Annotated in this window: 14 protein-coding genes; 7 read left to right on the forward strand and 7 right to left on the reverse strand. The window is 71.5% G+C overall.

Annotation, left to right across the window (positions count from 1 at the left end):
- Positions 1-107: 107 nt before the first annotated feature.
- Entirely contained in the window at positions 108-701 is a 594-nt protein-coding gene (locus ABZ939_RS02410) for a biotin transporter BioY (RefSeq protein WP_361848037.1), read from the forward strand.
- Here the strand turns inward: ABZ939_RS02410 and ABZ939_RS02415 are convergent.
- Both ABZ939_RS02415 and ABZ939_RS02420 read right to left on the reverse strand, forming a co-directional pair.
- Entirely contained in the window at positions 682-2,043 is a 1,362-nt protein-coding gene (locus ABZ939_RS02415; RefSeq protein ID WP_361848040.1) for an FAD-binding oxidoreductase, read from the reverse strand. The genes ABZ939_RS02410 and ABZ939_RS02415 overlap by 20 nt on opposite strands.
- An 86-nt stretch (positions 2,044-2,129) precedes the next feature.
- Positions 2,130-3,575 carry an amino acid permease gene (locus ABZ939_RS02420; protein ID WP_361848043.1) on the reverse strand — a complete coding sequence of 482 codons (1,446 nt, stop codon included), beginning with the start codon at positions 3,573-3,575 and terminating at the stop codon, positions 2,130-2,132.
- Positions 3,576-3,760: 185 nt separating this feature from the next.
- Between ABZ939_RS02420 and ABZ939_RS02425 the strand changes: the two genes are divergently transcribed.
- Genes ABZ939_RS02425 through ABZ939_RS02435 form a run of 3 tightly spaced genes read left to right on the forward strand, consistent with a single transcriptional unit; the run spans position 3,761 to position 6,015 of the window.
- A complete protein-coding gene (locus ABZ939_RS02425) occupies positions 3,761-4,255 on the forward strand; it encodes a ribose-5-phosphate isomerase (protein ID WP_361848046.1) in 495 nt (164 codons plus the stop codon).
- Positions 4,255-5,064 carry a DNA-formamidopyrimidine glycosylase family protein gene (locus ABZ939_RS02430; protein ID WP_361848049.1) on the forward strand — a complete coding sequence of 270 codons (810 nt, stop codon included), beginning with the start codon at positions 4,255-4,257 and terminating at the stop codon, positions 5,062-5,064. The genes ABZ939_RS02425 and ABZ939_RS02430 overlap by 1 nt, the downstream gene beginning before the upstream one ends.
- Before the next feature lie 48 nt (positions 5,065-5,112).
- Positions 5,113-6,015 carry a PaaX family transcriptional regulator C-terminal domain-containing protein gene (locus ABZ939_RS02435; RefSeq protein WP_361848052.1) on the forward strand — a complete coding sequence of 301 codons (903 nt, stop codon included), beginning with the start codon at positions 5,113-5,115 and terminating at the stop codon, positions 6,013-6,015.
- On the opposite strand, the gene ABZ939_RS02440 is transcribed toward ABZ939_RS02435, so the two are convergent.
- From ABZ939_RS02440 to ABZ939_RS02455, 4 genes are read right to left on the reverse strand one after another with little or no spacing between them, the layout of a single operon-like run.
- A complete protein-coding gene (locus ABZ939_RS02440; RefSeq protein WP_361848055.1) occupies positions 6,006-6,461 on the reverse strand; it encodes a MaoC family dehydratase in 456 nt (151 codons plus the stop codon). The two genes, ABZ939_RS02435 and ABZ939_RS02440, sit on opposite strands and share 10 nt — an antisense overlap.
- Complete coding sequence (gene menE, locus ABZ939_RS02445; protein ID WP_361848058.1) at positions 6,458-7,951, reverse strand: o-succinylbenzoate--CoA ligase; 1,494 nt, start codon at positions 7,949-7,951, stop codon at positions 6,458-6,460. Before menE ends, ABZ939_RS02440 begins: the two co-directional genes overlap by 4 nt.
- A gap of 10 nt (positions 7,952-7,961) precedes the next feature.
- Complete coding sequence (locus tag ABZ939_RS02450; protein WP_361849080.1) at positions 7,962-8,837, reverse strand: amidohydrolase family protein; 876 nt, start codon at positions 8,835-8,837, stop codon at positions 7,962-7,964.
- A gap of 11 nt (positions 8,838-8,848) precedes the next feature.
- Positions 8,849-9,766 (reverse strand): SDR family oxidoreductase, encoded by a 918-nt coding sequence (locus ABZ939_RS02455; protein WP_361848061.1) that lies wholly within the window; start codon positions 9,764-9,766, stop codon positions 8,849-8,851.
- A 148-nt stretch (positions 9,767-9,914) separates the two neighbouring features.
- Here ABZ939_RS02455 and ABZ939_RS02460 point away from each other — a divergent pair, with 148 nt between their 5' ends.
- Together ABZ939_RS02460 and ABZ939_RS02465 are read left to right on the forward strand one after the other, a co-directional pair.
- Positions 9,915-10,391, forward strand: coding sequence for a MarR family transcriptional regulator (locus ABZ939_RS02460; protein WP_361848064.1), 477 nt, complete (start codon positions 9,915-9,917; stop codon positions 10,389-10,391).
- A gap of 108 nt (positions 10,392-10,499) precedes the next feature.
- Positions 10,500-11,855: an MFS transporter gene (locus ABZ939_RS02465; RefSeq protein WP_361848067.1), complete on the forward strand. Its 1,356-nt coding sequence runs from the start codon at positions 10,500-10,502 to the stop codon at positions 11,853-11,855.
- On the opposite strand, the gene ABZ939_RS02470 is transcribed toward ABZ939_RS02465, so the two are convergent.
- Entirely contained in the window at positions 11,852-13,081 is a 1,230-nt protein-coding gene (locus ABZ939_RS02470; protein WP_361848070.1) for a GNAT family N-acetyltransferase, read from the reverse strand. The two genes, ABZ939_RS02465 and ABZ939_RS02470, sit on opposite strands and share 4 nt — an antisense overlap.
- A gap of 107 nt (positions 13,082-13,188) precedes the next feature.
- Between ABZ939_RS02470 and ABZ939_RS02475 the strand changes: the two genes are divergently transcribed.
- Positions 13,189-14,334 carry a PP2C family protein-serine/threonine phosphatase gene (locus tag ABZ939_RS02475; protein ID WP_361848073.1) on the forward strand — a complete coding sequence of 382 codons (1,146 nt, stop codon included), beginning with the start codon at positions 13,189-13,191 and terminating at the stop codon, positions 14,332-14,334.
- The last annotated feature ends 58 nt before the right edge of the window (positions 14,335-14,392 follow it).

A 14,392-nucleotide genomic window follows, 5' to 3' on the forward strand; every position in this document is an offset into this window, starting at 1 on the left:
TCGACGAAGGGCTCAACCTCCCCTTTGTGGGCGGCTGATGGTGATCGAGCGTTCACTCCTCGACTACGGTCGATCCGTCCTGACCTCCCTCACCCCGCGGAGTACCGATGAGCACCGCCGTCGCCCCCGTCCGTTCCCTCCGCTCCGGGACGGTCCTCGCCGACCTGCTGCCTGCCACCCGCGCCCGTGACATCGCGCTCGTCGTCGGTGGCGCCGCCCTCACCGGCATCGCCGCCCAGATCGCCGTTCCGGTCCCCGGCTCCCCGGTGCCCGTCTCCGGCCAGACCTTCGCCGCCCTGCTCGTCGGCACGGCGCTCGGCGCCCGTCGCGGCTTCCTCTCCCTCGCGCTGTACGCCCTGGTCGGCATGGCGGGCGTGCCGTGGTTCGCGCAGGCGTCCTCGGGCTGGTCGATGCCGTCCTTCGGCTACATCCTCGGCATGCTGCTCGCCGCCACCGTCGTCGGCGCCCTCGCGCGCCGCGGAGCCGACCGCTCCGTGCTCCGCACCGCGGGCACGATGGCGCTCGGCTCCGTGATCATCTACGCGGTCGGCGTGCCGTACCTGGCCTTCGCCACCGGCATGACGTTCGGGCAGGCGGTCGCCGCCGGCCTGACCCCGTTCCTGATCGGCGACGCGCTCAAGGCCGCGCTCGCGATGGGCGCGCTGCCGACCGCGTGGAAGCTCATCGGCCGGAAGGGCTGACCGGACCGGCCCCTTCCTTCGCCGAGAAGAGTGGCCGCCTGAAGAGGTTCGCCGGGTCCACCTGGGACTTCAGTCCGGCGAGCCTCTTCCGCGTCTCCGCGTCGTACAGCCCCTCCGTCCGCTCCCCGTCCCCGAAGACGAAGTTGAGCGCGCGGCCGAGCGTCCGGGGCGCCAGAGCCGCCTCCACGCGCGCGTGGAGCTCGCGCACCGGGCCCGTACCCTCCTCGTCCAGCGGGTACAGCGCCCGCACGAGGAAGCCGGCCTCGCGGTACGGCACGGAGTTCGGCCGCTCCTCGGCCAGCGCCCCGCCCAGGTGGTTGATCTGAACGACCGCCATCCGCCCGGCCTTCGGCCCGGTCAGGTCGAGGACCGAGGCGGCCGCGTCCGGGTCCAGCTCGCTCACCAGGATCCCGTCGCCCCAGTAGGCGTGCGGGAAGTCCGGGTCGCTGTGGATCGTGTGGCTCTCGGTGTACGACATCTCCCGCAGCGAGTCGCTGAGCGCCGGGCCGATCGCCCGCAGCGGCGCCACCAGCCGCTCGCCCTCGGCGGCGTCCCCGGTGAACGCGACCCGCACGGAGATCACGTACCGGCCACGCAGATGCGGCGGAAGCGCCGGGACGTCCGGGTGGACCAGGGCGGCCAGGGACGAGGTCAGGGTGTCCGGGAGGGTCTCGGTCCACTCCTTGTACGTCCGCAGGACGGTGGCCGGGTCGGTCTCGGCGCCGTCGAAGGAGAGCGCCCCGCCGTAGAGCCGGGCGACCGGGACCAGGCCGACCTCCAGGGCGGTGACCACGCCCAGGCCGTGCCCGCCGCCGAGCAGTCCTCCGTACAGCTCCGGATCGCCGGCGGCCGTCACGCGCCGCAGGGTGCCGTCCGCCGTGACCACGTCGAGCGAGCGCACATGGTCGGCGGTCCAGCCGAACTCCCTGGCGAGGATTCCCAGGCCCCCGCCCAGCGTGTACGAGACCGCTCCGACGCCCGGCGCGGACCCGTCGAGCGGGGCGAGACCGTACGGGGCGGCCGCCTCGACGACCTGTCCCCAGCGCACCCCCGCCGCCACGCGCGCGGTGCGCGCCTCGGGGTCGATACGGACCTCGTCCATCCGCCGGGTGGTGATCAGCACGCCGCCCTCGGCCGCGCCGGGCAGCCCGTGGCCGGTGGCCTGGACGCCGACCGGCAGTCCGTGCGCCGCGGCGTGGGCGACGGCCGCCCGGACCTCCTCGGCGTCGGTGGCCCCGACGATCAGCTCGGGACGGACGGCGAAGCCGGTCTGGAAGCCGGCGAGCTCCTCGGCGTACCCGGTGTCGCCGGGGCGGAAGACGTGCTGAGCAGAGATGGACATGAGAAAGCTCTCCGTTCCTTGGGGGGTGTCCCTGGGGATACGGAGAGCTTCTCGGGGATACCTGACAGAACCCGTCAGGTATGGATTCAGTCCTTCGCGACGGGCTCCGGGGCCTTGTTGAAGCGGTCGCGGACCAGGGAGATGGCGACCACGAGGCCCGCCACCAGCAGCGACAGCAGGACCTGCTCACGGGCCGAGCCGCCGTTGTAGAGCATGTAGCCGAGGACGAAGACGATCATCGCGATCGTCGCCCAGGTCAGGTACGGGAAGAGCCACATCTTCACGAGCAGCTTCTCCGGGGCCTCCCGCAGGATGATCTTCCGCATGCGCAGCTGCGAGAAGCAGATGACCAGCCAGACGAAGAGCGCGATCGCGCCGGACGCGTTCAGGAGGAAGGCGAAGACGGTGTCGGGCCACTTGTAGTTGAAGAAGACGGCGACGAAGCCGAAGACGACCGATCCGATGATGGCGGCCTGCGGCACGCCCTTCGCGTTCGTCCGGGCGAAGGCCTTCGGCGCGTCACCGCGCCGACCGAGGGAGTGGGCCATGCGGGAGGCGGTGTACAGGCCCGAGTTCAGGCAGGAGAGCACCGCGGTCAGGATGATGACGTTCATGATCTGACCGGCGTGCGGGATGCCGATCGAGTCGAGCGCCGCGACGTACGAGCCGTCCTTCTCCAGCGAGGGGTCGTTCCACGGCAGCAGCGAGACGACCACGAGGATCGAGCCGAGGTAGAAGATGCCGACCCGCCAGATCACGCTGTTGGTGGCCTTGGCGACCGCGCGGCGCGGGTCCGAGGACTCTCCGGCGGCGAGGGTGACGATCTCGCTGCCCATGAAGGAGAAGACGACCATCAGGATGCCCGTGAGGATCGCGCCGTAGCCGTTGGGCAGGAAGCCGCCGTGCTCGGTGAGGTTGCTCAGTCCGGCCGCCGAGGTGTCCGCACCGGGCAGGACACCGAAGATCGCGAGCCCGCCGACCACGATGAACGCGGCGATGGCGACGACCTTGATGCCGGCGAACCAGAACTCGAACTCACCGTAGGAGGCGACCGAGCCGAGGTTGGTGGCGGTCAGGACGACCATCACGATCAGCGCCCAGGCCCACTGCGGGACGGACGGGATCCAGCCGTTGAGGATGTCGGCACCCATGGTCGCCTCGACGGCGAGCACGACGACCCAGAAGAACCAGTACAGCCAGCCGATGGAGAAGCCGGCCCACCGTCCGAGCGCCCGGTCGGCGTGGGCCGAGAAGGAGCCGGAGGTCGGGTTGGCCACGGACATCTCGCCGAGCATCCGCATGACGAAGACGACCATCGCGCCGACGAGCGCGTAGGACAGCAGGATGCCGGGGCCTGCGGCCTTGATGCCGGCCGCGGAGCCGCCGAAGAGTCCGGCGCCGATGACACCACCGATGGCGATCATCGAGAGGTGACGGTTCTTGAGACCGGCCTTGAGCCCGTCGGACTGCTGCGAATCACCGGGGTTTCCGGTGGCGCCGCCTTCCTTCGCAAGGGTCGGCTGCGTGTTCATGAACGCTTCCTTAAGTCTGGGGGGCGCTCGGGTCGCGAGCCCGAGCATTCAACACCGGAGGGTGGGGTGATCGGAAGACCCGATTCCGGATCGTTGCATCCAGGGCCAAAGGTCCATACCGCTACGGACCGACGCCCCGACCCCGCTGACCGCTACCCCGCCCCCCGCGTGCCACACTCGGAACCATGCGCGTGTACCTCGGCTCCGACCATGCCGGCTTCGAACTCAAGAACCACCTCGTCGAGTGGCTGAAGGCCCATGGCCACGAGCCCGTCGACTGCGGTCCCCACATCTACGACGCCCTGGACGACTACCCGCCGTTCTGCCTGCGCGCCGCCGAGAAGACGGCCGCCGACCCGGACAGCCTGGGTGTCGTCATCGGCGGCTCCGGCAACGGCGAGCAGATCGCCGCGAACAAGGTGAAGGGGGTGCGCGCGGCCCTCGCCTGGAGCGTGCAGACCGCCGCCCTCGGCCGCGAGCACAACAACGCCAACGTCGTCGCCATCGGCGGCCGCATGCACACCCAGGACGAGGCGACCACCTTCGTCGAGGTCTTCCTCAAGACCCCGTACTCCGGTGACGAGCGTCACACCCGCCGGATCGACATGCTCTCCGCGTACGAGACGACCCGCGAGCTCCCCCCGATCCCGGCCCACCACCCGCAGGAGCCGACCGCCTGATGCCCGAGGGGCACACGATCCACCGACTGGCCGCCGACCACCGGGAACGGTTCGGCGGCCGGTCCGTGCGGGTGACCAGCCCGCAGGGCAAGTTCGCGGACTCGGCGGCGCTGCTCGACGGCACCGTGCTCGAGACCACCGAGGCCCACGGCAAGCACCTCTTCCTCGGCTTCCCCGGGGAGGAGTGGATCCACATCCACCTGGGCCTGTTCGGCAAGGTGAACTTCGGTGACGCCCCGGCGCCGCCGCCCACGGACACCGTGCGACTGCGCCTGGCCAACCCCGAGGCGTACGTCGACCTGCGCGGCCCCACCACGTGCGCCCTGATCACGGACGCCGAGAAGCGGGCGATACACGACCGCCTGGGCCCCGACCCGCTCCGGGAGGGCGACGACCCGGACAGGGCCTGGAACCGGATCTCGAAGTCCCGCACGACGATCGCCGCCCTCCTGATGGACCAGAAGGTCATCGCGGGCGTCGGGAACGTGTACCGCGCGGAAGTCCTCTTCCGGCACGGCATCGACCCGTACCGGGCCGGCAAGGACCTGACGCGCCGCGAGTGGGACGCGATCTGGGACGACCTCGTGCTGCTGATGCGTGAAGGCGTCCGCCTCAACCGCATCGACACCGTCCGCCCCGAGCACACCCCCGAGGCGATGGGCCGCCCGCCGCGCGTCGACGACCACGGCGGAGAGGTCTACGTCTACCGCCGGGCGCTGCAGCCCTGCCACATCTGTGACGGCGAGATCCGCACCGCCGACCTCGCCGCCCGCAACCTCTTCTGGTGCCCGGCCTGCCAGCAGCGCTGACACGGGAGCTCCGGCACGCGCCCGTCGCCCTCGGCGTACGGTGGCCGCGTGACCACGGAAGAGCCGCTGCGCCCCCAGTCCCTGATGCTCGCGTTCCTGGGCGACCAGGTGCTCGGGCGCGAGGTCTGCGTGTACTCGGGAAGCGTCATCGACGTCTTCGCGCGCGCCGGCGTCGGTGAGCAGGCGACCCGCTCGACGCTGACCCGGATGGTCAACCGCGGCCTGCTCCGGCGCCAACGGGAGGGCCGCCGGATGTACTTCGGCCTGACCGAACGCTCGGCGGAGGTGCTGCGCGACGGGGAACGGCGCATCTGGCAGACCGGCGCGGTCGACCGGCAGTGGGACGGCACCTGGACCCTGCTCGGCTTCTCCCTCCCCGAGTCCTGGCAGCGCCAGCGGCACGACCTGCGCGCGAAGCTCACCTGGAGCGGCTTCGGGCCACTGTTCAACGGGTTGTGGGTCGCGCCGGGGGAGGTGGACGTCTCGGCGCTCGTGGCCGAACTCGGCCTGGCCGCCCATGTGAAGGTCTTCCGCGCTCACGCCGACACCGGCACGGACATCGGCGCGATGATCGAGGAGACCTGGGAGCTGCTCGGACTGGCCGCGCGCCACGAGGCGTTCGTACGGCGCTGGCAGCGCTGGCGGACCGAGCTGCCGGAGCCGGACGAGGCCCTCGCGCTGCGGCTGCGGCTGCAGGCGGAGTGGCTGGGGATCATCCGGGGCGACCCGCGGCTGCCGGTCGAGCACCTGCCGCGGGACTGGCCGGCCGAGCGGGCGGAGGAGACGTTCCGGGCGGTGTACGAGCGGCTCGCGCCACTCGCCCGGGACGCCGCGGAACGCCTCCTCGATCTCGTACCGGTACGCCCGGATCAGACCGATCAGACCGATCAGACCGATCAGCCCGATCGGAAGGATCGGGCCAACCGGGCGGACCGGGCTGATCAGGCGTAGAAGCGCGACAGGCTCTGCAGCACGGCCGCAGGCTTCGCGGCGCCCTCGATCTCGATCGTGCCGTCGACCGTGATCTGCACGCCGCCCGGCACGTCCTCGACCTCCGCCAGCCTCCCGACGAGCCGGATCCGCGCCCCGACCTTCACCGGCGAGGGGAAACGCACCTTGTTCAGACCGTAGTTGACCTTCGTGGTGACGCCCTGGACGTCCAGCAGCTCGGTGAAGAGCGGGATGAAGAGGGAGAGCGTGAGATATCCGTGGGCGATCGGGGCGCCGAACGGGCCCTCGGCGGCCTTGACCGGATCCACGTGGATCCACTGGTGGTCGCCCGTCGCGTCGGCGAAGGTGTCGATGCGTTCCTGGGCGATCTCGATCCAGTCGCTGGTGCCGAGCTCGCTGCCCGCGAGCTTCTTCAGTGCGTCGATGCCGTTGACGGTGATGCTCATGTCGTCTTCCTTAGCTGGGACTTGAGGAGCTTGCCCGAGGCCGTGCGCGGGAGTCCGTCCACGAGCACGACCGACTTCGGGATCTTGTACTTGGCGAGGCGGCCGGCCAGGGAGGCGAGCACCTCGTCCGGGTCGAGCCGGACGCCCGCGCGGGGCACGACGACCGCGCGCGGCACCTCGCCCCACGTGTCGTCCGGCACGCCGACGACCGCGCACTCCGCGATGTCCGGGTGGCCGAGGAGCAGGTCCTCGATCTCGGCGGGGTAGATGTTCTCGCCGCCCGAGATGATCATGTCCTTGATGCGGTCGACGACGTAGACGTAGGCGTCCTCGTCGATCCGTGCCGCGTCCCCGGTGCGGAACCAGCCGTCCGAGAAGGCGGCGGCCGTCGCCTCCGGCAGACCCCAGTAGCCGGGCATGACATGCGGCCCGTGCACCACGATCTCCCCGGTCTCGCCGACGTCGACCGGTGTGAGGTCAGGCCGGACCACCCGTACGTCGGTGAAGAAGTGCGGCACACCCGCCGAACCCGCCTTGCTCACCGCGTGTTCGGCGTCCAGGAACAGCGCGCCCGGAGCCGTCTCCGTCATGCCGTAGCCCTGGAGGAAGGTGAGCCCGCGCTCCTGGTACCGGGCGATCAACGGGGTCGGTACCGGTGAGCCGCCGCAGGTGAGGATCCGCAGGGACGACAGATCGGCGCCGTCCCAGCGGGGATGCCGGGCCACCTGGTCGAACATCGTCGGCACCCCGAACATGAAGGTGATCCGGTGCCGTTCGATCAGGTCGAGGGTGGTGCCCGCGCCGAAGGCCTCGACCAGGACACAGGTGCCGCCCTTGAGCAGCACCGGCAGCGTGAGCATGTTCAGGCCGGCCGTGTGGAACAACGGGGCGGAGACCAGGGCGCGTTCGTCGGCGATCAGATCGTGGTCGACGAGGACGTTGAACGCGTTCCAGGTCAGGTTGGCGTGGGTGAGCATCGCGCCCTTGGGGCGCCCGGTCGTCCCCGAGGTGTACATGATGATGCAGGTGTCGTCGGCGGTGACCGGCTCGTCGATCGGCTCGGCGGAGGCCCCGGCCAGCGCGTCCTCGTACGCGGCGCCGACCTCGACGTACGTACGGACACCGACGCCGCCGGCCACCGCTTCGACCAGCTCGCGGTGCGAGGGGCCGTGGACGAGGACCGTGGCCCCCGCGTCGGCGAGCTGGTAGGCGATCTCCGGGCCGGCGAGGCGGGTGTTCAGCGGGACGAAGACGGCGCCGATCGTGGCCGCGGCGAACAGGGTCTCCAGGAAGGAGGGATGGTTGGGGCCGAGGTAGGCGATCCGGTCGCCGCGGCGCACGCCCCGGGCGCGCAGGGCGTGGGCGAGGCGTGTGGTGCGCTCGTACAGCTCGGCGTACGTGACCGTGGTGTCGTGGTGGATCAGGGCCGTCCGGCGGGGGGTCTTCCGGGCCCGGCGGGCCGGCCACGACCCCACTCCCTCGTTGCGCATCAGCGGCCCCCTAGGGCTTCGTCAGGCCGAGCAGGCGGGCGGCGTTGTCCTTGAGGATCTTCGGCCTGACCTCGTCCTTGATCGCCAGCTGCGCGAAGTCCGCGAGCCAGCGGTCCGGGGTGAGGACGGGGTAGTCGGAGCCGAAGAGGACCTTGTCCTTCAGCAGCGTGTTGGCGTACCGCACCAGCTGCGGCGGGAAGTACTTCGGCGACCAGCCGGACAGGTCGATGTGGACGCCCGGCTTGTGGGTGGCCACCGCGAGGGCCTCGTCCTGCCAGGGGAAGGACGGGTGCGCCAGGATGATCTTCAGATGCGGGAAGTCGGCGGCGACGTCGTCGACGTACAGCGGGTTGGAGTACTTCAGCCGGATCCCGCCGCCGCCGGGCACCCCGGCGCCGATGCCGGTCTGGCCCGTGTGGAACAGGGCGATGGCGCCGGTCTCCTCGATCACCTCGTAGAGCGCGTACGCCACCGAGCGGTCGTTGGGGAAGAAGCCCTGGATGCTGGGGTGGAACTTGAAGCCCCTCACCCCGTACTCCTCGACGAGACGGCGGGCCTGCCGCACGCCCGCCTTGCCGCGGAAGGGGTCGAGCGAGGCGAAGGGGATGAGGACGTCCGCGTTGGCGGCCGCGGCCTCGGCGACCTCCTCGTTCGGGACGGGCGCGGTGCCGGTGGCGGACTCGGCGTCGACGGTGAAGACGACGGCGGCCATCTTCCGTTCCCGGTAGTAGGCGGCCATCTCCGCCACGGTCGGCTTCCGCTCGCCCTCGACCTTGAAGTAGGCGGAGGAGGCGTGGTGCAGGTCGTCGTCGAGGGAGGAATGGCCCTGGGACGAGACCTCGGCGTGGGTGTGGACGTCGATCGCGACGAGTTCGTCGAGGTTCATGGAGGGGGACATCACGCCTCCGGGAGCCGGGGCGCGGGGATGCCCACCGTCTGGAGTTCGGCGCCGACCGAGGTGGGCCAGGCGTCGGCGAGGGTCTCGGGGGTCCAGCCGCCGTCCGCGTACGCCGCCTTGATCTCCTGCGGATGCGACCAGAGCGTCACCCGGTCGCCGCCGATGCCGATGGCCTGGCCGGTGATGCCGCGCGCCGCCGCCGAGGCGAGGAAGGGGACGAGGGCCGCGCAGTCCTCGGGGGTGCCGAAGCCCTCGCCCTTGCGCAGGAAGTCCGGCAGCGGCGCGCCGTTCCGCATCGCCTCGATGTACGGGGCGAAGGCGGGGATGGTCTCGGTCATCGCGGTCGCCGCGACCGGCACGATCGCGTTGACGGTGATGTTCGCGCGGGCCAGCTCCATGGACCAGGTACGGGCGAGGGCGGCGATGCCGGCCTTGGCGGCGGCGTAGTTCGTCTGCCCGAAGTTCCCGCGCTGTCCGGCGGGGGAGCCGACCAGGATCAGGCTGCCGCCCTCGCCCTGCTCGCGCATCCGGACGGCGGCGGCACGCGCACAGGTGAAGGTGCCCCTGAGGTGCGTGGTGAGCACCGCGTCGAAGTCGTCGTCGGTCATCTTCCACAGGACCTTGTCGCGCAGGATGCCCGCGTTGGTGACCAGGACGTCGAGCCTCCCGAACTCCTCGACCGCGCGGTTCACGAGCCGGTCGGCGGCCTCCGCGGTGCCGACGGCGACCACCTCCGCGACGGCTGTGCCTCCCGCCTCGGTGATGGCCTTGACGGCCTGCTCGGCCACGGCCGCGTCCACGTCGTTGACGACGACGGACGCGCCGTGCGCGGCCAGGGCATGGGCGTAGGCGAGGCCGAGGCCCCGGCCGCTGCCGGTGACGACGGCGGTCCTGCCGGTGAGATCGATGGTGGGCACGTGCGGTCCTTTCGCAAGGGTGTGACGGTGAGATCGAAGCTAAGAGCAATCATTGTCGACGTCAATAGTTGTTGCCGTAAGGCTCGTACGTCAGACTGGTCCCGTCGTCCGCACACCGCCCCGCCCGGGGCCGATCAGGGAGTCCGCCATGAACCCCGCACCCATCGACGAGCACGAGCCCTGGATGCGCGGGCTGCACGCGGACAGCGGCTATCTGCTGTACCGGCTCGGCCTGCGCTCCGGGCAGCTGTTCAACGCCTTCCTCCAGGAGTCGGGCGTACGCCTGCGGCACTACGCGGTGCTGCGCTTCCTCGCCACCTCCGACGGCGCGCTCCAGCGTGAGCTGAGCACCCGCCTCGGCTACGACCCGAGCGCGATCGTCGGTCTGGTCGACGACCTCGAGAAGCTGGGCTTCGCCGAGCGCCGCCCCGCCCCCGACGACCGCCGCAGCAGGATCGTCGTCCTGACCGATGACGGCCGCGCCTTCCTGCGCGACACCGACGAGGCCGGTACGCGGGTCACGAACGAGCTTCTCGCCCCGCTGGACCCGCCCGAGCGGGAGGTCCTGCACGCCCTGCTGCTGCGCCTCGCGGAGGACGGGCTCGGGCGGCCGGCCGGGGATTGATGTTGTGCAAATGATTGACGGCTGCACAGTTGATGCCTAACTTCACCGGGCATTGGCGTGTCCCCCCCGCCGGTGACTCGCCACCGCATCCGCAGCAGGGAGCCAGCTGTGCAGCCATCCCGTTCATCGACTCGTCAATCCACCCCGGAATCACGGCAGTTGCGCCGCGTCGCGCTGTCTGGCCTGCTCGGCACGGCCGTCGAGTTCTACGACTTCCTCGTGTACGGCACCGTCGCCGCGCTGGTCTTCGGCGACCTGTTCTTCCCCGGCGCCGACCCCGCGGTCGGCACCATCGCGGCGTTCGGCACCTTCGCGGCGGGCTATGTGGCCCGCCCGCTGGGTGGCATCGTTTTCGGCCACTTCGGCGACCGGCTCGGCCGCAAGTCGATGATGCTGCTGACCATGGTCCTGATGGGCTGCGGCAGCTTCCTCATCGGCCTCCTGCCGACCTACGACGCGATCGGCGTCTGGGCGCCCGTCCTTCTCGTGACCCTGCGGGTGGTGCAGGGTGTCGCGATCGGCGGCGAATGGGGCGGCGCGACCCTGATGGTCGTCGAGCACGCCGAGCGCACCCAGGGCTCCCGGCGCGGCCTGTGGTCCAGCTCCACCCAGCTCGGCGCCCCGCTCGGTGCCGTGCTGTCGGCCGGAGTGGTCACCCTCGTCTCCGGACTCCCCGACGAGCAGTTCCGCTCCTGGGGCTGGCGGGTGCCCTTCCTGCTGAGCCTGCTCCTGCTCGCCGTCGGCATGTTCGTCCGCCTCAAGGTCGCCGAGAGCCCGCTGTTCGAACGGGCCGCGGAACGGGGCGAGCGGGCGCCGTCGGGCAGGCCGCCGATCCTGGAGGTGCTGCGCCGGCCCGGACCCGTCCTGCGCGCCGCCTGCGTCGGCATCGGCGCGTTCACCGCACAATCCCTGCTGACCGGCTTCATGATCTCGTACGCCGTCGGCCACGGGTACAGCCGCCCGCAGGTGCTCACCGCCGTGACCGTCGCGTCCGCCGTCGCCCTGTTCGTGCTGCCCGCCGCCTCGGCGCTGTCCGACCGGGTCGGCCGCCGCCCGGTCGTCCTCGCCGGCGCCATCGCCTCCGCCGCGCTCGCCTTCCCGGTGCTCGCCCTGGTCGACTCCGGCTCCCCGGGCCTGCTGATCCTCGCCCTCGCGCTCGGCCACGGCGTCGCCCAGTCCACGATGTACGGCCCGCTCGGCGCCCTGCTCACCGAGATGTTCGGCACCCGCGTCCGCTACACCGGCGCCTCGCTCGGCTACCAGGCCGCGACGCTCGTCGGCGCCGGCTTCTCACCGCTCGTCGCGACCAGCCTGGTCGCCTCCTCCGGCGGCTCCGGCACCCCCGTGTCCCTGCTGCTGTGCGGCGGCGCGGCCATCACCGCACTCACCGTCTGGCGTCTGCGCGAGACCCGCGGCGACGCCCTCGAAGCCCCCACGCCGCGCACCGTCGCCAGCGGTGTCTAGAACCCGTGAGGCAACCACGGCGCCACGGGCGACCCGAACGCCACGGACGCCTCCACGAGGGCTCCGTCCCGGAGCTCCCGCACCCGGCCGGCCGCCGCCAGCGAGACCAGTGACGTCCCACCCAGGTACGCCGCCCCCAACTCCCGTACGGACAAGGAAAGATCGGCGGCCTCGTCCGTACAGACGCACACCGCCCCCTTCGCGTCCCCCGTCAGCCGCCAACGCCCCTCGTTCCACGGACAGAACGCGTCCTCCACCTCGAACACCACGTCAACCGGCGCCTGGTACGTCCGCGCTTCCAGCGCCGCACCCACCTCCACCAGACGCAGATGCATCGAGTCCTTCTGCGTCGGCGAGCACCGGCGGATGTCGCTCACCAGGTGCTGCCACGCGTCGTCCACCGGACGGCTGTGGAACCGGACCGAGGACGTCAGGTCGATCGAGCAGAGGAACCGCCACAGCGCCGCCTCCGCCGCCGGGTCCAGCGCGCCCAGGTCCTTCAGCACCACGGCGCCGTCGGAGCCCGTGTGCGACCACTCCGGCTTGATCGCGTACAGCGCGTACCCGATGACCTCGCCGTCCCGCTCCGCCAGCACACAATGCTGCGGAGAGGCCCCGCCCCGCTCGCCCTCCGGGTCGAGCAGGGGCAGCCGCTCCCACTCGGGCCGGCGGGCCAGCATGCCGGGCCGGCGCGGCACCAGCCGCGCGTACACCGCCTCGCGCGCCGCGGCCGCCTTCGCCGGGTCGGCCTGCCGCAGCACCACCTCGTCCGTGCCCTCCGGCACCGTGAGCCGCACCCGGGTCGTGTCGATCGTCGCCCGCGTCTGGTAGGTGGCGATGCCGTAGCCGAACCGTCCGTAGATCTCCGGCTCCGAAGCCGTCAACACGGCCAGCGGCTCGCCCCATGCCCGTACGTCGTCGAGCTGACGTCGCATCATCGAACTGAGGATCCCGCGCCGCCGGTGTGTCGCGGCCACACTCACCATCGTGACGCCCGCGGTCGGCACGATCGCCCCACCCGGTACGGACATCCGGAAGGTGAACGCGCCCGCCGTGCCGACACAGCTCTCGCCGTCCCAGACCCCGATGGAACGCTCGTGCTCGGTCAGGTCCTGCCAGAGCCGACGCTCCTCCGGAGACTCCGGAACGCCTCCGAAGGCGAGCTCCAGAGTCCCGTACCAGGCGTCCCACTCGGCCGCGTCCAGTACCCGCAGTTCAGTCGTCATATGCCATCGATATCAGCGCCCACCGACCCGACGCGACCCGATTTCGCGCGCAATGTCTCAGGGGTCCCCCTGCACGAGGTCCGACCGGGTGGATAGGGTCCAGGCCAATGAGAAGTCGTGCGGGTGTCGCCTCGTACTCGGCCCGGTTGCGCAGGAGCGCACACCGGGTCCGCATCTCCCTGCGTAAATCCGGTGTCGACTACTTCCGGGGCGAGGGCTCCGACTGGGTCGCCTTCGCCGGACTGCTGCTGACGATTCCGGCGATCACCTGCGGCACCCTCGCCAACCCGGTGTGGTGCGCGCCCGCCGCGCTCGTCCTGCCGATCGTGGCCGGAGGACTGCTGCTGCGCCCCGCGAGCCTGCTCGCGCTGTACGCGGCGGCCGCCGGCGCCCTGATCGTCGAGTCGGTCGTGCTCGGCCCGTACACCCAGGGCCCGGCCCGGGTCACGCCCGGAACGGTCCTGGTCGTCGCGGCCTGCGGACTGTTCGGGCTGCTCATCGCCCAGTTCCGGGCCCGGGTCGGCGTGCCCTGGCGACGCGGCGGCACCATGCTCTTCGACCTGCGCGAACGCATCCGGGCCCAGAGCGCCCTGCCGCGGCTCCCCAAGGGCTGGCACCGCGAGATGGCGCTGCGCCCGGCCGGCGGCCAGTCCTTCTCCGGCGACTTCGTCGTCGCCGCCCGCACGCACGGCGGCCGCACGCTGGAGGTCCTGCTCACGGACGTGTCCGGCAAGGGCATGGACGCGGGCTCGCGCGCGCTGCTCCTCTCCGGGGCCTTCGGCGGCCTGCTCGGCTCGCTGCCGCCGCACGGTTTCCTGCCGGCCGCGAACGGCTATCTGCTGCGCCAGGACTGGGACGAGGGCTTCGCCACCTCCATCCACCTGGTCCTCGACCTGGAATCCGGGGACTACGAGTTGCTGTCGGCGGGGCACCTGCCGGCGCTCCAGCTCCACGCGGGCACCGGACGCTGGGAGGAGAAGTCCGGCGAGGGCCCGCTCCTCGGCGTCTACGACGGCGCCGAGTTCCACCCGGTCAAGGGCTCGCTCCGGCCCGGCGACGTCCTGATGCTCTTCACCGACGGACTCGTCGAGGCCGCCGACCGGGACATCGCCGAAGGCATCGACCGACTCACGGGCGAGGCCGACCGCTATGTCGCCTCAGGCTTCGAGGGCGCGGCCTGGCACCTGATCGAGGCCTGCGCGAAGGACGTCAACGACGACCGCGCCCTGCTGCTCATCAGCCGCCAGACCTGAGATCCCCAGGGAAGGGGTGGGGATTTCCCCACCCCTGATCGACCGGCCGCCGTCATGG

Origin of the sequence: Streptomyces sp. NPDC046712 (assembly GCF_040645695.1) — a bacterium.
Classification (GTDB): Bacteria; Actinomycetota; Actinomycetes; order Streptomycetales; family Streptomycetaceae; genus Streptomyces.

What these genes read in the sequence shown, in the direction of transcription:
- ABZ939_RS02410 (WP_361848037.1), top strand. Translation starts at nt 108, where the DNA reads ATGAGCACCGCCGTCGCCCCCGTCCGTTCCCTCCGCTCCGGGACGGTC.
- ABZ939_RS02415 (WP_361848040.1), bottom strand. Translation starts at nt 2,043, where the DNA reads ATGTCCATCTCTGCTCAGCACGTCTTCCGCCCCGGCGACACCGGGTAC.
- ABZ939_RS02420 (WP_361848043.1), bottom strand. Translation starts at nt 3,575, where the DNA reads ATGAACACGCAGCCGACCCTTGCGAAGGAAGGCGGCGCCACCGGAAAC.
- ABZ939_RS02425 (WP_361848046.1), top strand. Translation starts at nt 3,761, where the DNA reads ATGCGCGTGTACCTCGGCTCCGACCATGCCGGCTTCGAACTCAAGAAC.
- ABZ939_RS02430 (WP_361848049.1), top strand. Translation starts at nt 4,255, where the DNA reads ATGCCCGAGGGGCACACGATCCACCGACTGGCCGCCGACCACCGGGAA.
- ABZ939_RS02440 (WP_361848055.1), bottom strand. Translation starts at nt 6,461, where the DNA reads ATGAGCATCACCGTCAACGGCATCGACGCACTGAAGAAGCTCGCGGGC.
- menE (WP_361848058.1), bottom strand. Translation starts at nt 7,951, where the DNA reads ATGCGCAACGAGGGAGTGGGGTCGTGGCCGGCCCGCCGGGCCCGGAAG.
- ABZ939_RS02450 (WP_361849080.1), bottom strand. Translation starts at nt 8,837, where the DNA reads ATGAACCTCGACGAACTCGTCGCGATCGACGTCCACACCCACGCCGAG.
- ABZ939_RS02460 (WP_361848064.1), top strand. Translation starts at nt 9,915, where the DNA reads ATGAACCCCGCACCCATCGACGAGCACGAGCCCTGGATGCGCGGGCTG.
- ABZ939_RS02470 (WP_361848070.1), bottom strand. Translation starts at nt 13,081, where the DNA reads ATGACGACTGAACTGCGGGTACTGGACGCGGCCGAGTGGGACGCCTGG.
- ABZ939_RS02475 (WP_361848073.1), top strand. Translation starts at nt 13,189, where the DNA reads ATGAGAAGTCGTGCGGGTGTCGCCTCGTACTCGGCCCGGTTGCGCAGG.